Here is a 16,898-nt window from a genome sequence, read left to right on the forward strand (position 1 = left end):
ATAAATGGGAATTATTCTTACAAAAATGACTCGTACAGAAAATACTATTGATCGCTCTTGGTTGATAACACAAGTAAAAAATCACAAAGCTCGTTTACTTGGTGCGAATTTCATCGCCTTGTTAGCAACGGTAATCAGCGTACCAATACCGTTATTGATGCCACTTATGGTTGACGAAGTCCTCCTAGAAAAGCCAGCGAAAGGGATAGAACTCCTCAACAATCTGATTCCACAGGTTTGGCACACTCCCGTAGGCTATATCACATTAACACTTATATTAGTGATCTTGATGAGGACAGCAAGCCAAGCTCTAAACATTCTTCAAAGCCGACAATTTACATTGGTTTCTAAAACCATTACCTATCAAATTCGCTGTAAGCTACTGGATAAGCTCGGTCGAATTAGTATGAGTCAGTACGAAACTCGCGGCAGTGGTGGTATTAATGCCCACCTTGTCACCGACATCGAAACCATTGATCAGTTCATTGGTGCAAGTTTAAGTCGGTTTGTCATTGGTTTGCTCACCGTCGTTGGCACCGCCATTGTATTACTCTGGCTAGATACCCGCTTAGGACTCTTTATCCTTATGGTTAACCCCATCGTTATCTATTTTTCGCGAAAGCTTGGTGCCAAAGTCAAACATCTTAAGAAACAAGAAAACCAGGCATTTGAACGTTTTCAAAATCGATTAGTGGAAACGTTAGATGGAATCTATCAGCTAAGAGCAGCCAATAGAGAAAGAGATTTCCTCAAACAATTAAAACACTATGCCGATGACATTCGTGTTGATGCAGACCGATACGCCTGGAAATCGGAAGCTGCTGGCCGGCTGTCGTTCCTGTTGTTTTTGATTGGGTTCGAGCTGTTTCGTGCTGTTGCAATGATCATGGTTCTTTTTAGCGACCTTACCATCGGACAAATCTTTGCTGTATTTGGTTATCTCTGGTTCATGCTTGGCCCCGTTCAAGATTTACTTAGTATTCAGTTTTCCTGGTACAGCGCTAAAGCGGCTATTCAACGAGTAAATTCTCTTTTAGAGCTTCAAGAGGAGCATCGATTCGATAGTACAGTAAACCCATTTATCAGAGGAGAAGCTGTCTCTGTTTCTCTTTCTGATATTCACTTCTCCTACGACAAGGAAAACAAAGTCCTCGACAATCTCAGTATCGACATTCCTGCCGGTAAAAAAGTGGCCTTGGTTGGTGCCAGTGGGGGTGGCAAGTCAACACTCATCCAGTTACTTATGGGGGTCTATCAGCAAGATTCAGGCATAATCAAATTTAATAATGCAGCTACCTCAGACATTGGCTTCGACATAATTCGAGATAAAATTGCTGTTGTTTTACAACAGCCTATACTTTTTAATGATAGCTTGAGGCATAATTTGACACTTGGTGTTGATCACAGTGACGCTGAATTATGGAATGCACTTAACATAGCTCAGCTAAACGACTTGATGTTGAACTTGCCAAATGGGTTGGAAACACCCATCGGCCGAAATGGTATCCGCCTTTCAGGTGGGCAACGTCAACGACTTGCCATTGCACGACTCATATTGAGTGATCCACAATTCGTAATACTAGATGAAGCGACTTCGGCATTAGACACCGCAACAGAAGCCGCACTTCATAAAGCACTTGGGGAATTCCTAAATGGTAGAACAACGCTCATCGTCGCACATAGACTCTCTGCAGTCAGACAAGCAGATATAATCTATGTGTTGGAAGATGGTAAAGTTATACAGTCGGGAACACATGGCGAACTCGTTGATACACAAGGCTTATATCAAACACTTTATGGATCAATACAGTCTGCGAGCTAAACTTACACCTTGTGAGACGTTAAGCTCTCCCGCGTTCTTGGGGGAAGCGACAAAATGAGTTCACATCCAAGTCACCCATCAAGCATTAAAAACATTAGACTCTGTCAAAGCTGTGAGTTACCCGTCGAAATTCAAGCGATCAAACGAGGACACAGTGCGTATTGTCCTCGTTGTAATACACAGTTATATCGTAGTGAAAGTTACTCCATTAGTGGAAACTTAGCGATTGCAGTGACAGGGTTACTTTTATTTTTCCCTTCGCTTTATTTTGATTTTATCAGCATTCGTTTAGTCGGGGTGATGATCCCCGGCACGTTAGTAGATGGAGTAACAGCATTATATAACGAAGGATTCCCTGGCCTCGCCTTTTTGACCTTTTATTGCGCCATGATTACGCCTTTTGTCATGTGTAGCGCTATTGTCATCGTACACTTGTCATTGCGTTATCGTTGGTATCATCCGCTAAGGTACGCTCTCAATATTCTAGGGCCAATGAGACACTGGGTTATGCTCGACGTGTTCCTAGTAAGCATCGCTGTTTCTTGTTTCAAGTTACAAGACTACTCAGACATATATATCGGCAATGCACTATACAGCTTGATATTGCTGCAAGTATTGTCAGTCATGCTGCTTAGCCGCATTAGTATCCGGCGTTATTGGGAAGAATGGCAAATAGAACACGACCTAAATCTTAAGATCAAAGATGTCCACTGTCGAAACTGTCACTTGTCACAGCCAGAATCAAGCCGCTGTTTGCGTTGTCATCATGCCCTTTACCACAGAAAGCCATTTTCTGTGCAAAAAACCTGGGCGCTGGTTATCGCAGCCTGCGTGGCTATCATACCCGCCAACCTGATTCCAATATCGATTCTACTTACCAATGGGCAACGTTTGGAAGATACCATCTTTTCGGGTGTCGCATCTCTAATCAATAGTGAGATGTATGGGATCGCCGTTATCATTTTCGTTGCAAGTATTGTCGTTCCTGTAGCAAAAGTAATAGGTTTGATATACTTACTGTTGATTATTCAGTTTAAGAAGGTTAACAACCATCGTTTCGACATGATGATTTACCGAGCAATAAAGTGGATTGGTAAATGGTCCATGTTAGACCTATTTGTTATTTCCATCATGCTTACCCTTGTTGATAGGGGGCAAATATTGAATTTCACACCCGGTTTTGGAGCCGTAGCCTTTGGCATTGTTGTTATTCTTACGATGTTAGCCGCAGAAAGCATTGATCCCCGCCTTCTATGGGATAGCCAACCAAAATCCAAGCAACCATCACTAAAGAAAGAGTCTTGAATGAGTAAAGAGAACCCTCAACAATCGTCTTACAATCCTGAGGTAAAAAGAGATTTAAAAATGTCACCTCTGTGGATTTTGCCGATACTGACCTTGATACTAGCGAGTTGGCTTCTAACCAAAGCCATTCATGATGCTGGTCAAAGAGTCCAGATCTATTTCTCTGATGCTCAAGGTCTGGTCGCGGGTCGTACCACTATTCGATATCAGGGCTTAGAAGTCGGTATGGTGCGTGACATTAACTTATCTAAAAGTTTATCGAGCATTTATGTAGACGCTGATATCTACCCTGAGGCCACCAAATTGCTAGGTGAAGACACACGTTTTTGGCTAGTTAAACCATCCGCCTCTTTGTCTGGAGTCACCGGCCTTGATGCCTTAGTTTCAGGAAACTACATTTCCATTCACCCTGCTTCTGAATCTGACACTTCTAAAACGAAGTTCACGGCACTCGACAGTGTTCCTTCAGACCTAGTAGCAAAAAAGGGGTTAACAGTCACACTACACTCTAACGATTTAGGGGGGATCTCGGTTGGTTCTAAAATCGTATATAAGAAGATCCCTATTGGTGAAGTCTATAGCTATAAACTTGATGACAGCGCTGAACAAGTCATCATCAAGGCATCCATTCAAGACTCTTTTAGTCACATCATTACCAACAAGAGTCGATTCTGGAACGTGAGTGGTATTGGTGCCAATGTAGGATTTCAGGGCGTTGATATACGCTTAGAAAGTCTTGGTGCTATTTTATCAGGTTCAATTGCTGTTGATTCACCTGATGGTGGTGAGCCAGTCGATAAAGACGCGCAATTCAAACTTTACAAAGATCTCAAGACTGCAGGTCGAGGTATCCCTATTGCAATTACTTTGCCTGATAACAGTAAAGTCAACGCAAAAGGTGCTCCAATAATGTTTCGTGGGCTCGAGGTGGGACAAATCACCAATATGACTCTGAACGAAACGAAAGATTCCATTGTCGCGTCTGCCTCTGTCGAGCCCGCATTTAGCGATATGCTTAATCAAGGTACCCTGTTTTTACTCGAAGAAGCGAAGGTTTCATTATCCGGAGTAGAGAACTTATCCAACCTCGTGACGGGCAATTTTCTAACGCTGATCCCTGGCCACGGTGAACGCACTCGCGAGTTTGTCGCTGTAAAAAAAGACGAACTGGATAGAGTTCAAGCCAAGTCTATCTCACTTCGTTTAACAGCAGACAACTCGTACGGACTTGAAGCAGGTGCTCAAATACTCTATCGAGGAATTGCTGTGGGAAGTGTTACCTCAGTTGAGCTTAATAATGATAGTGTCGCTTTCGATATTTCAATTAATACGGAGTACAAAGATCTCATACGCTCTCAGAATCGATTCTACCTCACAGGAAGCGCCACCGCCGAACTAACCAAATCTGGGCTGAGCGTAAACGTTCCGCCAGCAAAACAGCTTTTAACAGGCTCTATCAGCTTTGTTAAAGAAGGTCGGAAAACGACGCAAACAGAATTTCCTCTATATAAAAGTCAGTCGCTTGCTGAATTGGCAAAATATAATCGTAGCGGAGCTCAGTCAATCACTCTATTTGCTAATGAGCTCCCCCCTATTCAGGCGGGTAGCCCTCTTTTGTATCGAAACATGCAAGTTGGCAGCATAGACCATTACCGCTTAGTCGATGGCGGGGTCAACATCACCGCAACGGTAGACAACGAATTTAAACATCTAATTACCAATCAAACGGTTTTTTGGAACCGTTCTGGTATTGAAGTGGAAGCTTCGTTATCTGGGATCAATGTGACTGCTGCACCATTAAAGACTCTCATTGATGGCGGCATCGCTTTTGACTCATTGCCTGGGATCGATAACAAAATCGGCAAAAAGTGGAAGCTATACGATAACTACAATCAAGCTCGTAAGTTTGGTCAAGTCATTACCTTAAAAACCACATCTTCTGCACAGGAAGTCGTCGAAGGAATGACGATAAAATACCAAGGCATTAAAATTGGCGAAGTTACGCTTACAGTTCCTAACTTCGATAGGCAGTTTGTAGAGGTGACGGCCAGGGTATTACCTGAATATGTATCACGCATAGCTGCTAAGGGTTCGTATTTTTGGTTAGTCTCACCGGAAATTGGACTCAATGGTGTTAAAAACTTAAACGCTATAATGACGCCCTATATCGCGGTACTACCCGGTAAAGGGTCACTAGCCAAATCATTTAACCTCTACAACCAACCCAAGTTAGAAAATGGCGTTGAATTCACTTTACAAAGTGAGAAGCGAGGTTCATTGAAGGCTGGTACTCCCGTTTTATTTAGGGATATTGAAGTTGGCCGAGTAACGGAGGTCGAGTTAGGGCCATTTGCAGATCGTGTTATTTCGACCATTATCATTAAACCGCAATACGCTTACTTAATTCGCTCTAACAGTGTGTTTTGGAACGCATCTGGTATGGATGTTCAAATAGGTCTCTCTGGCGCCAATATTAAAACAGGCACTGTAGATAGCATCTTGCGTGGCGGAATTACGTTTGCGACGCCAGAACAAAAAGAGCTACTTCCTGTGGCAGCCAAAGGACAAACGTTTTATTTGCATCCTCAAGCCGACCCAAGTTGGCTGCAGTGGCGAACCGCCATTCCTGCTCCTTAGCAACGAAATAGCCTACTATTGTGTAGGCTTTTTTTATACCTCCGTTTTTAGCGTTATTTCTTTAATGTCGTGACGATACATCCCGGTAAAAACTAAGTATAATTACCGCCATAAAGACACCTCTATCAAAAAGGCTTCAAATTGCACTCTCATGTTTATCTCCCTGATGAATTTCTCGAGCAGATGGCACAGATATTGCCCAAACATCTATCAATGGATGACTTTGTCAACGCCTGTCAAAAGCCATTGAGGAAAAGTGTTCGAGTAAACACGCTTAAAATTTCAGTTGCCGATTTTGTTGAGCTCGCTAAACAGAAAGAATGGGAACTTCAGCCCGTGCCTTGGTGTACAGAGGGCTTTTGGATCAGTGCCGATGAATCTAACGTTCCTCTTGGAAATACCTATGAACACATGGCTGGACTGTTTTATATCCAAGAAGCCAGTTCTATGATCCCCCCTAGCGCCTTATTTTCTCACGAACAACACTCTGAATTTGAAAGTGTTCTCGACATGGCAGCAGCACCTGGCTCTAAGACAACACAGATCGCGGCGCTGATGAACAATCAGGGTGTGCTTGTGGCCAACGAATACGCCGCAAGCCGAGTAAAAGTATTACATGCCAATATTGAGCGATGTGGCGTTAGAAATGCCGCTTTGAGTAATTTTGATGCTCGTGTATTCGGAGGTTGGTTACCTGAACGATTCGATGCCATTTTGTTAGATGCGCCTTGTTCTGGAGAAGGAACGGTGCGTAAAGACGCAGATGCCCTAAAAAACTGGAGTATTAGTTCAATTCACTCGATAGCCGAGACTCAAAAAGATCTGATCGAAAGTGCCTTTCATGCACTTAAAGTCGGAGGAACACTCGTTTACTCAACTTGCACTTTGAGTGAAGAAGAAAACCAGCAAGTTTGCCAGCACCTTAAGAATACTTTCGGTGACAGTGTGACTTTTGAGTCGCTTGATAATCTCTTTGAAGGTGCATCAGACGCCCTGACAAGCGAAGGATTCTTGCATGTTTTCCCTCAGGTCTTTGATAGCGAGGGATTCTTTGTAGCTAAAATCAAAAAGCTTGGTAAAACTCAACCACCAGTTGTTAAAAAACGAATGGGCAAATTTCCATTTGAAAAGCTGAGTAACAAGAAGGTGCAAGAGCTTACCAATGCACTCAAGAGCGCGTTGAATATCGACCTCCCACCACAAAGCTCTGTCTGGACAAGAGATAAAGATGTTTGGCTATTCCCTCAGGAACTTGAGCCAATGCTCGGAGAATTACGCTTCTCTCGCATGGGCATTAAAATTGCGGAAACACATAAAAATGGGTATCGCTGGCAACATCAAGTTGCTACGGCCTTAGCACAGCCCAATGAATGTCGTTGTATTCATGTATCGTTAGAAGACGCCAGAGAGTGGTTTATGGGCCGCGATATTCGACCTGAAAGTGAGTCTGGTAAAGGTGAAATCATTGTATGCTACAACGATACCGTAATAGGCCTTGGTAAGTGGGTGGGGAATCGGGTTAAAAATGGCTTGCCGCGTGAACTTGTGCGAGATAAAAACCTATTCTAGAACAGTTAACTAAAGTTACATTCTCTGAAAAGCCCGTCACATCTAGCGTTTTGAGCATAGTGTACTACACTTGAAGAGTTGAAAGATTTACTAGCAGACATTTACTAACTATCAGTAGTCTCCTAAATAGAAAGCTTACACAATGGTTGTCCCTTTTACTCGCAGCAGGCAATCAACGTGTAATTGATTAGCGTAGGCTCATTATGAGCCATTCCCCTAGGCCCAAATCAGGATCAGTTTTGGGCCTCTTTTTCGTTTATAAATCAGGGATAGCGGTTACTCAGAATCGGTCAACCGAATACCGTCACTCTCAATGATTATCTTACCTTGCTTATATAATCCACCAATTGTTTTCTTAAATGTTCCTTTGCTAGTCTTAAATAATGCAAAAATGGCATCCGGGGTAGACTTATCGTTAACTGGCAAGAACCCTCCTTTTTTCTCTAACAACGAAAGGATCTTCTCGCTGAGATCATCCATTTTTTGCACGCCAAGCTTTTGAAGAGACAAGTCAATTTTACCGTCGCTTCGAACTTGTTTAATGTAACCTTTTAACGTTTTACCAACAAAGAGCTTGCCGAAAACATCAGAGCTAAAAATCATGCCCCAATGCTCACCATTTATGATGGCCTTATAACCCAAGTCACTGCGTTCAGCGATGAGTAATTCAACTTGCTGATTACGAGTGTAGTTTGCTGGTGTATTATCTAACCACTTATTGAATTTGGTCGTACCAACAATTCTTCCAGACGCCTTATCGGTATAAACGTAAACCAAGACGGTTTGACCTTCACTCAAACGCCCTCTTTGCTCACTAAAAGGTATCAGTAGATCTTTCTCTTTGATTCCCCAATTTACGAATGCACCGACACTGTTCACGCCTTCGACCTTCATAAGGCCCCATTCACCGACCTGTGCTATTGGTTTTACGGTGGTGGCCGCTACTTGATTATCAGAGTCAAAATAGAGGAAAGCACTCGTCTTCTCTCCCACCAATACATTGTCCGGAGCATCCTTTTTGGATAGTAGAACAGAGCCAAAATCTTCTCCGTCTAAAAACCAACCGAAGTCTGCTTCTTTTAGGACTGTTAACTGGTTAAATTGACCGATATTTATCATTGTCATTATCTCTACATGAATAGTTGAGGTGATTATAAGGGATCTCTGATATCCTTGCGATACCGAGTTGCAACACATTCTCTTTTAAAGAAAATTAACTCAACGGAGTAATTGTTTGATCACTGTCGATAAACAAGATGCCATCACATTGAAAGTCGCTCACGCGATGGCTAAGACAAAAAAACTGGATCTTGAACTATACCTGTTTATCCCAGGAGAGCTTGGCTTAGAGCCCACTATTCTACCAGAAAATGACTTTTACTATAGCTCTCTTACGCAAAAGAGGGTGTATTTTAGTGACAAGATATTCCTACCGCTTGTTCACTCACGCCTTGCAAAACGTGGGCGACTGTCTAATACCCAATACAGAGTCAGTCTAAGCCTATTCGCTTATCAATACGTCACTGCATTAGATAATGCCGTTTCAAGCTTGAAACAAAGCGGCAAAGAAGATGTCACTTCTGATGAAGTCGATGAAGTTATTGAGCTTGCACTCGATATATTGAAGAGGCTAAGACGAGCCATACCATATGAAGAAAATCTCAAGCGCTACTATGCCAATATAGATAACTACTTATCTTGGTATACTGGACAGCAGTTTTTATCATTAGTTGCTCACCTTCCGAGAAACAAACAGTATACGACGCTTAAAGAACGCCTCATTACGATAGCTGAGAAAGAACAAGCTCACAGAAAACTCAACAATTACAACTCAGAAAAAGTACGTAAAGACGCCACGCGAATGAGTAATAAAATGCGTTTGCTCCGCCGACTCATAGAACACCCTATTGTCCTTCAAGAAAAAACCACTTCTCTTGGAAGCAACACAAAGCGTGTCATTAAAGGAGCTGCAACAGGTCTAGTCATGTTATTTGTGACCAGTGGTGTTATCTTAGCACGTGACTACCTAGGAGAAATTACAGCATCATTTATTATGGTTCTGTCCGTGATCTATGCGCTAAGAGAAGTTTTCAAAGACGACCTAAAAGACATTTTATGGCGGTGGATCCAACGCGGAAAGCCCAAATGGCGACGTCGTTATATAGATCCCACCACCAAAAAAGAAGTCGGACGAAAAATAGAATGGTTAGATTACACAACCTTTGAAACGCTGCCAGATGCCGTTAAAACGATTCGTAAAAAACGTGTCGTGCAACGTGAAGAAAAAATTCTTCATTATCATGGCCGAACTCAAATGACGACTTCGTTGTTCGCTAGTGGCTATGAGCAAACTCGTGAAACACTCAATATTAACTTTAGAGCCCTAACCCGCCTGATGGATAAAAGTAGCAACCGCGTGTATCAATTAAAAGACGGACAAGTCACCAAAGAATCACTTGAAAAAAGGCATCTCCTCAACCTTATTGTCAAAGAAGACAATCACGAGGGCGCACCGATATTTTACCGCTGGAAGATCATTCTCAATCGTTCAAAGATTGTTGATATTGAACAAATATCAGTAGATTCCCCATTTCAATAGAAGCTTAAATTACGCCATTTTTTTAAGTGACAGAGTCAATGTAAATTCTGCCATTGGCTCATCACCATTTAGGCTAGGACATAAAGCGATTATCGATACTGGTTTGTTCACACGCTCGCCTGTAGAAAGTGTTTCGTCAAGCATTTTGTCGATCAGTTTGCCATCATTACAAACAAAATGCACCTCGCCCTCAGGACGTTTAAAGAAGCGTCCTTCCACTTCTTTAAAGGCCAACGACACTTTCTCACCGCGCTGCTGAGCCTTACTCATAGCCATGAAACCGCCAGCAACATCTGCGCCAACAGACAGCGCGCCGAAATACATACTGTTGAGGTGATTTTTTGTTCGCCGTTTTAGCGGCATAGAAATGACCACTTGTTCTTGGTTCAAAACTCGTATCTTAGGGCTACACAACCAAATTAACGGAACCTTAAAAAAACCAAACAAGCGCAGATAGATATTTGCTTTCTGAATCGGGGACAACATTTTCAAAACCTCAGGATAAAACTCATTAGACCAGTTAACCTGACGCATTGCGGGATGTCAAAAAAATGTTAAAGAAATGAGTATTAAGTGCTTGTTGAAGCACTTAATACTGCCGACATGGTTACGCTGTAACTACAACTTCTAGCGTGCCTTTGTCTAATAGGTGTGTTTCTAGTAGTGGATAGTCCTTTAGGCTAGCGCATAAAAGAATTACTGGTTTTTTTGCATGGTTCGCTGCACTGATAGCCGCATCGAGTAGTGATAGTACAGATTCATTTTGAGGGTCATATAAGTGCTCTAAGCTTTCGTTGAGTCTATCGACGCCAAGGGTAAATTGCGCCAGATTATCAACATTAATGGCAAGACCATCAAAGTACTGTAATAAACGTTCTGAGAGCAGCACAGATGAAGGTACATCGCATGAATAGAGTACTTTCAGTCCATTTAACCCTCTAGGCAGTCCGTGCTCTGCTAATTTATCGATGATTTTAGCCGCATCACTGAGAGCTCGCACAAAAGGAACGACAATCTCTACGTTATAGCCAAGTTCACGTAACGATTTTATCACTGAACACTCTAACGCAAATGCTTGAGCATGAGTTTCGCTTGCAAAACGTGATACACCACGTAGGCCCATCAATGGGTTAATTTCGCTCGCTTCAACTTTACCGCCAAGTAGTGCTTTCATCGCATAGCTGTCGGCACTGTTGAGCATAATGCGAATCGCTTTGTGATTAGATTGAATACTTTGCTGAATAACGGTGACAAGAGTTGCAACAAAATGCTCGGTAACAGAGCTTTCTCCTAGAATAGCATCAATAGAGCTCGCCTCAATTGTATCCAACTCTTCACGCACACTTTCAAGAGATGGGTGATAGAAGACGTTTTCCATGATGAGTTCCGAGAGAGAAACAAACAAATGCTCACCATTGTGTTCATTACTGTAGCTAGGTAGAACATCTCCCATGACCAATTGGCCACTTTTTTCTTCAACGCCTGCGCTGTCGGATCCCTTATCGTAACTCATTACTACTCCAATACATTTTGAATCTATTGTGTTGAAAATACCTAGACACTGTAAGGAATACAAGCCTCTATTGATTTAAATAGTTATTCTGGGTTTATTCCTCGTTCTATTTCCGTTATCTTTAGCGCTTCGAAATAGATTAGCAGGCTGTTGTATGCCATTAAAAACCGACGAACTAAGAACTCAGGCGTTAGGACCGATGCCTACTCCGTCAGAATTGAGTTCAGCTCACCCGATTACCGACGATGTTGCAGAAAGAATTGCGGACTCTCGACGTCAAATAGAAAACATACTCAGCGGTCAAGATAACCGTTTGCTCGTAATCGTTGGCCCATGTTCAGTACATGATACTGATGCTGCTCTTGATTACGCAAAAAGACTCAGCGCTATTCAGCACGAATATCAAAGTGAACTGTTTATTGTGATGAGAACTTACTTTGAAAAGCCAAGAACCGTTATCGGCTGGAAAGGCTTAGTGACAGACCCAAACCTAGATGGCTCCTATGCACTAGAGACTGGTCTCAATAAAGCTCGTAAGCTTCTTCTAGATATCAATAAATTAGGTTTGGCGACGGCGACAGAGTTTCTCGACATGATCACTGGGCAGTACATCGCTGACTTGATTACTTGGGGAGCGATTGGTGCGCGCACTACCGAATCTCAGATCCATCGTGAAATGGCTTCTGCCTTATCTTGCCCTGTAGGTTTCAAAAATGGTACGAATGGCAGTGTAAAAATTGCGATCGATGCCATCAGAGCCGCTCAATCGTCACATTACTTCTATTCACCAGACAAAAATGGTCGTATGACTGTTTATAGAACCAGTGGCAACCCTTATGGTCATATCATTTTGCGCGGCGGCGATACTGGTACGAACTTCGACAGGCAGTCGATTGCGAGTGCTTGTAATGAATTAGATTCATTTGGATTATCACCGCGTTTAGTTGTTGATTTCAGCCATGCTAACTGTCAAAAGCAGCATCGCAAGCAGCTCGATGTCGCTCAAGAAATTGCTGACCAATTAAAAGAAGGAAGCCATTGTATCGCTGGTATTATGGCGGAAAGCTTCATTATAGAAGGCAATCAAAGTATGGATGATATTCACAATCTAACGTATGGCCAATCCATTACTGACCCTTGCTTAAGCTGGGAGCACACCGTCGAGATGCTAGACATTCTTGCCGGTGCTATCAAACAACGAAATACAAATTAATAGGAAATCACTATGCCCTCTTTTGATATTATTTCTGAAGTCGATACCGTTGAGCTGCGAAATGCAGTAGACAATGCTAATCGTGAGCTTTCTACTCGATTCGATTTTCGTAACGTCGAAGCGTCGTTCTCGCTCAAAGATGAAACTGTAAAGCTTTCCTCTGAAAGTGATTTTCAACTAAAACAGATGCGAGATATCCTGCGTGGCAACTTAACCAAGCGTGGCGTTGACGTAAATGCGATGGATTCACAAACTGCAGAGCAAACCGGTAAGCTTTGGCACCAAAACATTCTCTTCAAACAAGGTGTAGAAACCGCGGTTGCGAAGAAAATTGTGAAAGCCGTAAAAGATGCGAAAATCAAAGCGCAAGTATCTATTCAAGGCGAGAAGGTACGCGTTACCGGAAAAAAACGCGACGATCTTCAAGCAGTCATCGCGCTAGTCAAAGAAAATGAATTAGGTCAACCTTTTCAATTCAACAACTTCCGCGACTAATCGCTATAAAAATAGCATGATGAAAAAAAGGGCCAAATGGCCCTTTTTTACTTTTCACTGGCAAGGCACACCGCAGTGTCACAAGCGCCTACCAGTCGATGCTCTCCAAAGTGCTGGGGTATAAGAACAACAACGCGAGCACCTTCCTGCTTGAGCGTTGTAATGGTGTCAGAGACATCAGCGATATCCTTGAAAAGTTCACGTTCTGCGTCTCGCCTCACCAAGTCAATAAACTCGAATGGACAATCTTTATGATAGAAAACTCTTTCCGCCTCTTGCATCAGACGCAGTGCTTTTAGAGATAACAGTTCAACATCATCTCCAAATTCAACCCAGGTACAACCGTGAACAAACTCATGTTTGTTTTCTTTTAATTTTTGATAAGCTTTCTCGAGTTCATGATTGTTTTTGCTATCGACAACGGTTGGGAGCCTGAAAAACAATTCCCAGAATTTGCGCCTATCATCTACGGTTTTGTAAGTATTTTTGATGTCATTGCGTTTACTCGATGCAAAATCCGCCATTATTGCCAAATTCATTGGCAATAAGCTCTCTACTTTTTCACGTATTCCTCGAATCAAGACTGGCGACGCGCCACCGCTGGATATTGCGATTTGTATTCGCCCACGGTTAATCATCGAGGGGGTTATAAAGTCACAAAAAGGTGTGTCATCGACAACATTCACCATAATACCCATATTTTTTGCATCGTTATGCACTTGATGATTCAAGTCAGGATTATTGGTTGTTGCCCAAACTTGCACATATTTTGACGTGAGGCACTCAGAAGAATAGAAGTTTTGTAACCATTCACATTTTCCTTGTTGTACCAAATCAGCAATATAAGGTTCTACCTGCGGTGATACTACCGTAACACTTGCCCCAGCACGAACAAGGCTTTCAACTTTTCGACACGCGACTTCGCCGCCGCCAACCACCAATACTGCCTTATTAAGCAGATCCATAAACAGAGGAAAGTAACGCATAAGATCCCTTTTCTATACAAAATAACTATTCATTCAAACTCACCAAAATGGTGCGCAATTGTCACCGAGACATTCGTCACAAAATAATTATCCACTAAAATTAGAGCACTTATAAGATGATCTAATTGTTGGTGAAAAATTTTACAGCACAATAAGCTAAATTAACCTTTTATTAACACCATAGTCACTAACACATCAAAATGGTGCTTGGTTGCACTATTTACAAAAGCACTTCACTTAGTCATTCTAACTAAAGTTTAAATGTGTGCGTTAGTTCAAAACACTATTTAAATTAATAATTTGAGAATTCTCGTTTCATTCTCTACGCTTTAATCGATTGTTAAGAAATGCACCAATAAGGTTCATCGAAAATCGAACTAAAGATGCAACACAACAATATGAGCATACTGTATCAGGCAGGACCTGATTAACACGGAATATACAGGAAGGATACATAATGACAAAGAAAGTCACTCTTATTGCATCAATTGTAGCAGCTTCTGCTGCTGTAATGAGCACCTCTGCGTTTGCCGCTGACAGTACTTTAGACAAAGTAATGAAAGCTGGCTCGTTGACTTGTGGTGTAAGTACTGGTCTTCCAGGTTTCTCTAACCCTAACTCAAAGGGCGAATGGGAAGGCATTGATGTTGAGTATTGCCAAGCATTGGCTGCTGCCGTTTTGGGGGACAAATCTAAAGTAAAATACGTACCTCTAACAGCTAAAGAGCGTTTTACTGCGCTTCAATCTGGTGAAATCGACGTACTTTCTCGTAACACAACTTGGACGCTTCATCGTGATACTGCACTGGGTTTGAACTTCGTTGGTGTTAACTACTATGACGGCCAAGGCTTTATGGTTAAAAAAGACATCGGTGTGACAAGTGCTAAAGAGCTTGATGGCGCTTCTGTTTGTGTACAGTCTGGTACAACTACAGAGCTCAACCTAGCAGACTACTTCCGCAACGAGGGAATGTCTTACAAACCAGTTGTATTTGATACAGCAGCGCAAACGTCTAAAGGCTTCGACTCTGGTCGTTGTGATGTGCTAACTACTGACCAATCTGGTCTTTATGCACTTCGCCTAAACCTTCAAGATCCAAAATCAGCAGTCGTACTGCCAGAGATTATCTCTAAAGAGCCTCTTGGCCCAGTAGTTCGTCAAGACGACGACAAATGGTTCAACGTTGCTAAGTGGACACTAAACGCAATGATCAACGCAGAAGAGTACGGTGTGACTTCAGCAAATGCTGACGAAATGCTGAAATCGTCAGATCCAAACGTTAAACGTATTTTGGGTGTTGACGGACCAAAAGGTAAAGCTCTAGGAATCAGCGACGACTGGGGTTACCAGGTAATCAAACAAGTTGGTAACTACGGTGAAAGCTTTGAACGTACTGTTGGTACTGGTTCACCTCTTCAAATCTCTCGCGGAGTAAACGCACTTTGGAACGCTGGCGGCTTTATGTACGCCCCACCAATCCGTTAATAGTCTATTGAGAACTCCACAAGGGCGGTTAATTCCGCCCTTTTCAAAATGGATTTGAGGTTATAGCTGTATGAAACCTAATAACAATCAAGTCGCTGCGCAGGCTAAACCTGCAAAAAGCACTAACATCTTATACAACCCTACTTTCCGTTCCGTCGTCTTTCAGTTAATTGCCGTTCTCGCGCTATTGGCTTTCTTCTACACAATCGTTAACAATGCACTTACCAACCTTTCTTCGCGCGGTATTGCTACAGGCTTTGATTTCTTGTCTCAAGAAGCAGGCTTTGGCATTGGATTGTCTCTTGTAGAGTACGACGAGACCCACACTTACGGAAAAACGTTCATTGTAGGGCTTTTAAACACCGCTTTAGTCTCAGTACTAGGCATTGTGTTTGCTACAGTACTCGGCTTTGTCATGGGAATAGCCCGGTTATCAAGTAACTGGCTTGTCAGCCGATTCGCTGCCGTTTATATTGAAATCTTTCGTAATATTCCATTATTGCTCCAGATTTTCTTTTGGTACTTCGCAGTATTGCAAGCATTACCTTCACCTAGGCAAAGTATCAGCATCGGTGAAGCCGTCTTTCTCAATGTTCGCGGACTATTCTTCCCTGCCCCAGTGCTGAACGAGGGCGGTAGCTTTGTGGTTGGCGCACTAATACTCGGTATTATTGCCACAATCGTCATCAGCATCTGGGCGAAGAATAAACAACGTTTGACGGGACAACAAACGCCAGTTTTCCGCATAGGATTGGGCTTAATTGTCGTATTGCCTATGGTTGTTTACCTAGTATTGGGCATGCCAATTTCAGCCGAATATCCAGTACTTAAAGGTTTCAACTTTAAGGGCGGAATTAGCATTATTCCTGAACTCGCGGCACTGACATTAGCATTGAGTATCTATACCGCTTCTTTTATCGCCGAGATAGTACGCTCAGGTATTAATGCGGTTAACCACGGTCAAACTGAAGCGGCGATGTCACTTGGTTTGCCACGTTCAAAAACACTTAAGTTAGTCGTGATCCCTCAAGCTATGAGGATCATCATTCCACCATTGACTAGCCAATACCTTAATTTAACCAAAAACTCGTCACTCGCGATGGCCATTGGTTACCCAGACCTTGTGTCGGTATTTGCTGGTACCACTCTCAACCAGGTAGGACAAGCAATTGAAGTTATTGCTATGACTATGGGTGTTTACCTCACTCTCAGCTTGCTTACTTCTGCATTGATGAACTTGTATAACCGTAAAGTCGCATTGGTGGAGAGATAA

At 42.5% G+C, this 16,898-nt stretch carries 13 protein-coding genes; 9 read left to right on the forward strand and 4 right to left on the reverse strand.

The annotated features are described in order from the left end of the window. The first annotated feature begins 25 nt into the window (after positions 1 to 25). The 4 genes from LNL84_RS07215 (at position 26) to rsmF (ending at position 7,333) form a co-directional block, all read left to right on the forward strand. A complete protein-coding gene (locus tag LNL84_RS07215; RefSeq protein WP_244356630.1) occupies positions 26 to 1,822 on the forward strand; it encodes an ABC transporter ATP-binding protein in 1,797 nt (598 codons plus the stop codon). Between the two features lie 54 nt (positions 1,823 to 1,876). After that, the gene (locus LNL84_RS07220) at positions 1,877 to 3,127 is read left to right on the forward strand and encodes a paraquat-inducible protein A (RefSeq protein WP_244356343.1); all 1,251 of its coding nucleotides are present in this window, start codon (positions 1,877 to 1,879) and stop codon (positions 3,125 to 3,127) included. Beyond that, on the forward strand, positions 3,128 to 5,764 hold the full coding sequence (locus LNL84_RS07225) for a PqiB family protein (RefSeq protein WP_244356345.1): 2,637 nt from the start codon (positions 3,128 to 3,130) through the stop codon (positions 5,762 to 5,764). A gap of 141 nt (positions 5,765 to 5,905) precedes the next feature. Further along, on the forward strand, positions 5,906 to 7,333 hold the full coding sequence (gene rsmF, locus LNL84_RS07230) for a 16S rRNA (cytosine(1407)-C(5))-methyltransferase RsmF (RefSeq protein ID WP_244356347.1): 1,428 nt from the start codon (positions 5,906 to 5,908) through the stop codon (positions 7,331 to 7,333). Positions 7,334 to 7,609: 276 nt separating this feature from the next. Here rsmF and LNL84_RS07235 read toward each other — a convergent pair whose 3' ends face one another. Then, entirely contained in the window at positions 7,610 to 8,452 is an 843-nt protein-coding gene (locus LNL84_RS07235; RefSeq protein ID WP_244356632.1) for a CvfB family protein, read from the reverse strand. A gap of 115 nt (positions 8,453 to 8,567) precedes the next feature. On the opposite strand from LNL84_RS07235, the gene LNL84_RS07240 reads away from it, so the two are divergent. Then, positions 8,568 to 9,932, forward strand: a complete 1,365-nt coding sequence (locus LNL84_RS07240; RefSeq protein WP_244356349.1) for a hypothetical protein — start codon at positions 8,568 to 8,570, stop codon at positions 9,930 to 9,932. A 9-nt stretch (positions 9,933 to 9,941) separates the two neighbouring features. On the opposite strand, the gene LNL84_RS07245 is transcribed toward LNL84_RS07240, so the two are convergent. Next, positions 9,942 to 10,418 carry a DUF4442 domain-containing protein gene (locus tag LNL84_RS07245; RefSeq protein WP_244356351.1) on the reverse strand — a complete coding sequence of 159 codons (477 nt, stop codon included), beginning with the start codon at positions 10,416 to 10,418 and terminating at the stop codon, positions 9,942 to 9,944. A gap of 121 nt (positions 10,419 to 10,539) precedes the next feature. Then, positions 10,540 to 11,445, reverse strand: coding sequence for a putative PEP-binding protein (locus tag LNL84_RS07250; protein ID WP_244356353.1), 906 nt, complete (start codon positions 11,443 to 11,445; stop codon positions 10,540 to 10,542). 154 nt (positions 11,446 to 11,599) lie between these two features. Between LNL84_RS07250 and LNL84_RS07255 the strand changes: the two genes are divergently transcribed. Continuing rightward, positions 11,600 to 12,658 (forward strand): 3-deoxy-7-phosphoheptulonate synthase, encoded by a 1,059-nt coding sequence (locus LNL84_RS07255; RefSeq protein WP_244356357.1) that lies wholly within the window; start codon positions 11,600 to 11,602, stop codon positions 12,656 to 12,658. 12 nt (positions 12,659 to 12,670) lie between these two features. Then, positions 12,671 to 13,153 (forward strand): YajQ family cyclic di-GMP-binding protein, encoded by a 483-nt coding sequence (locus tag LNL84_RS07260; protein ID WP_244356359.1) that lies wholly within the window; start codon positions 12,671 to 12,673, stop codon positions 13,151 to 13,153. 47 nt (positions 13,154 to 13,200) lie between these two features. On the opposite strand, the gene LNL84_RS07265 is transcribed toward LNL84_RS07260, so the two are convergent. Next, a complete protein-coding gene (locus LNL84_RS07265; RefSeq protein ID WP_244356363.1) occupies positions 13,201 to 14,139 on the reverse strand; it encodes a siroheme synthase in 939 nt (312 codons plus the stop codon). A 457-nt stretch (positions 14,140 to 14,596) separates the two neighbouring features. Between LNL84_RS07265 and LNL84_RS07270 the strand changes: the two genes are divergently transcribed. Together LNL84_RS07270 and LNL84_RS07275 are read left to right on the forward strand one after the other, a co-directional pair. Further along, a complete protein-coding gene (locus tag LNL84_RS07270) occupies positions 14,597 to 15,625 on the forward strand; it encodes an amino acid ABC transporter substrate-binding protein (protein WP_244356366.1) in 1,029 nt (342 codons plus the stop codon). A 70-nt stretch (positions 15,626 to 15,695) separates the two neighbouring features. Next, positions 15,696 to 16,898 (forward strand): amino acid ABC transporter permease, encoded by a 1,203-nt coding sequence (locus tag LNL84_RS07275; protein WP_244356369.1) that lies wholly within the window; start codon positions 15,696 to 15,698, stop codon positions 16,896 to 16,898.

The sequence above is a fragment of the Vibrio gelatinilyticus genome, assembly GCF_022836845.1.
Classification (GTDB): domain Bacteria; phylum Pseudomonadota; class Gammaproteobacteria; order Enterobacterales; family Vibrionaceae; genus Vibrio; species Vibrio gelatinilyticus.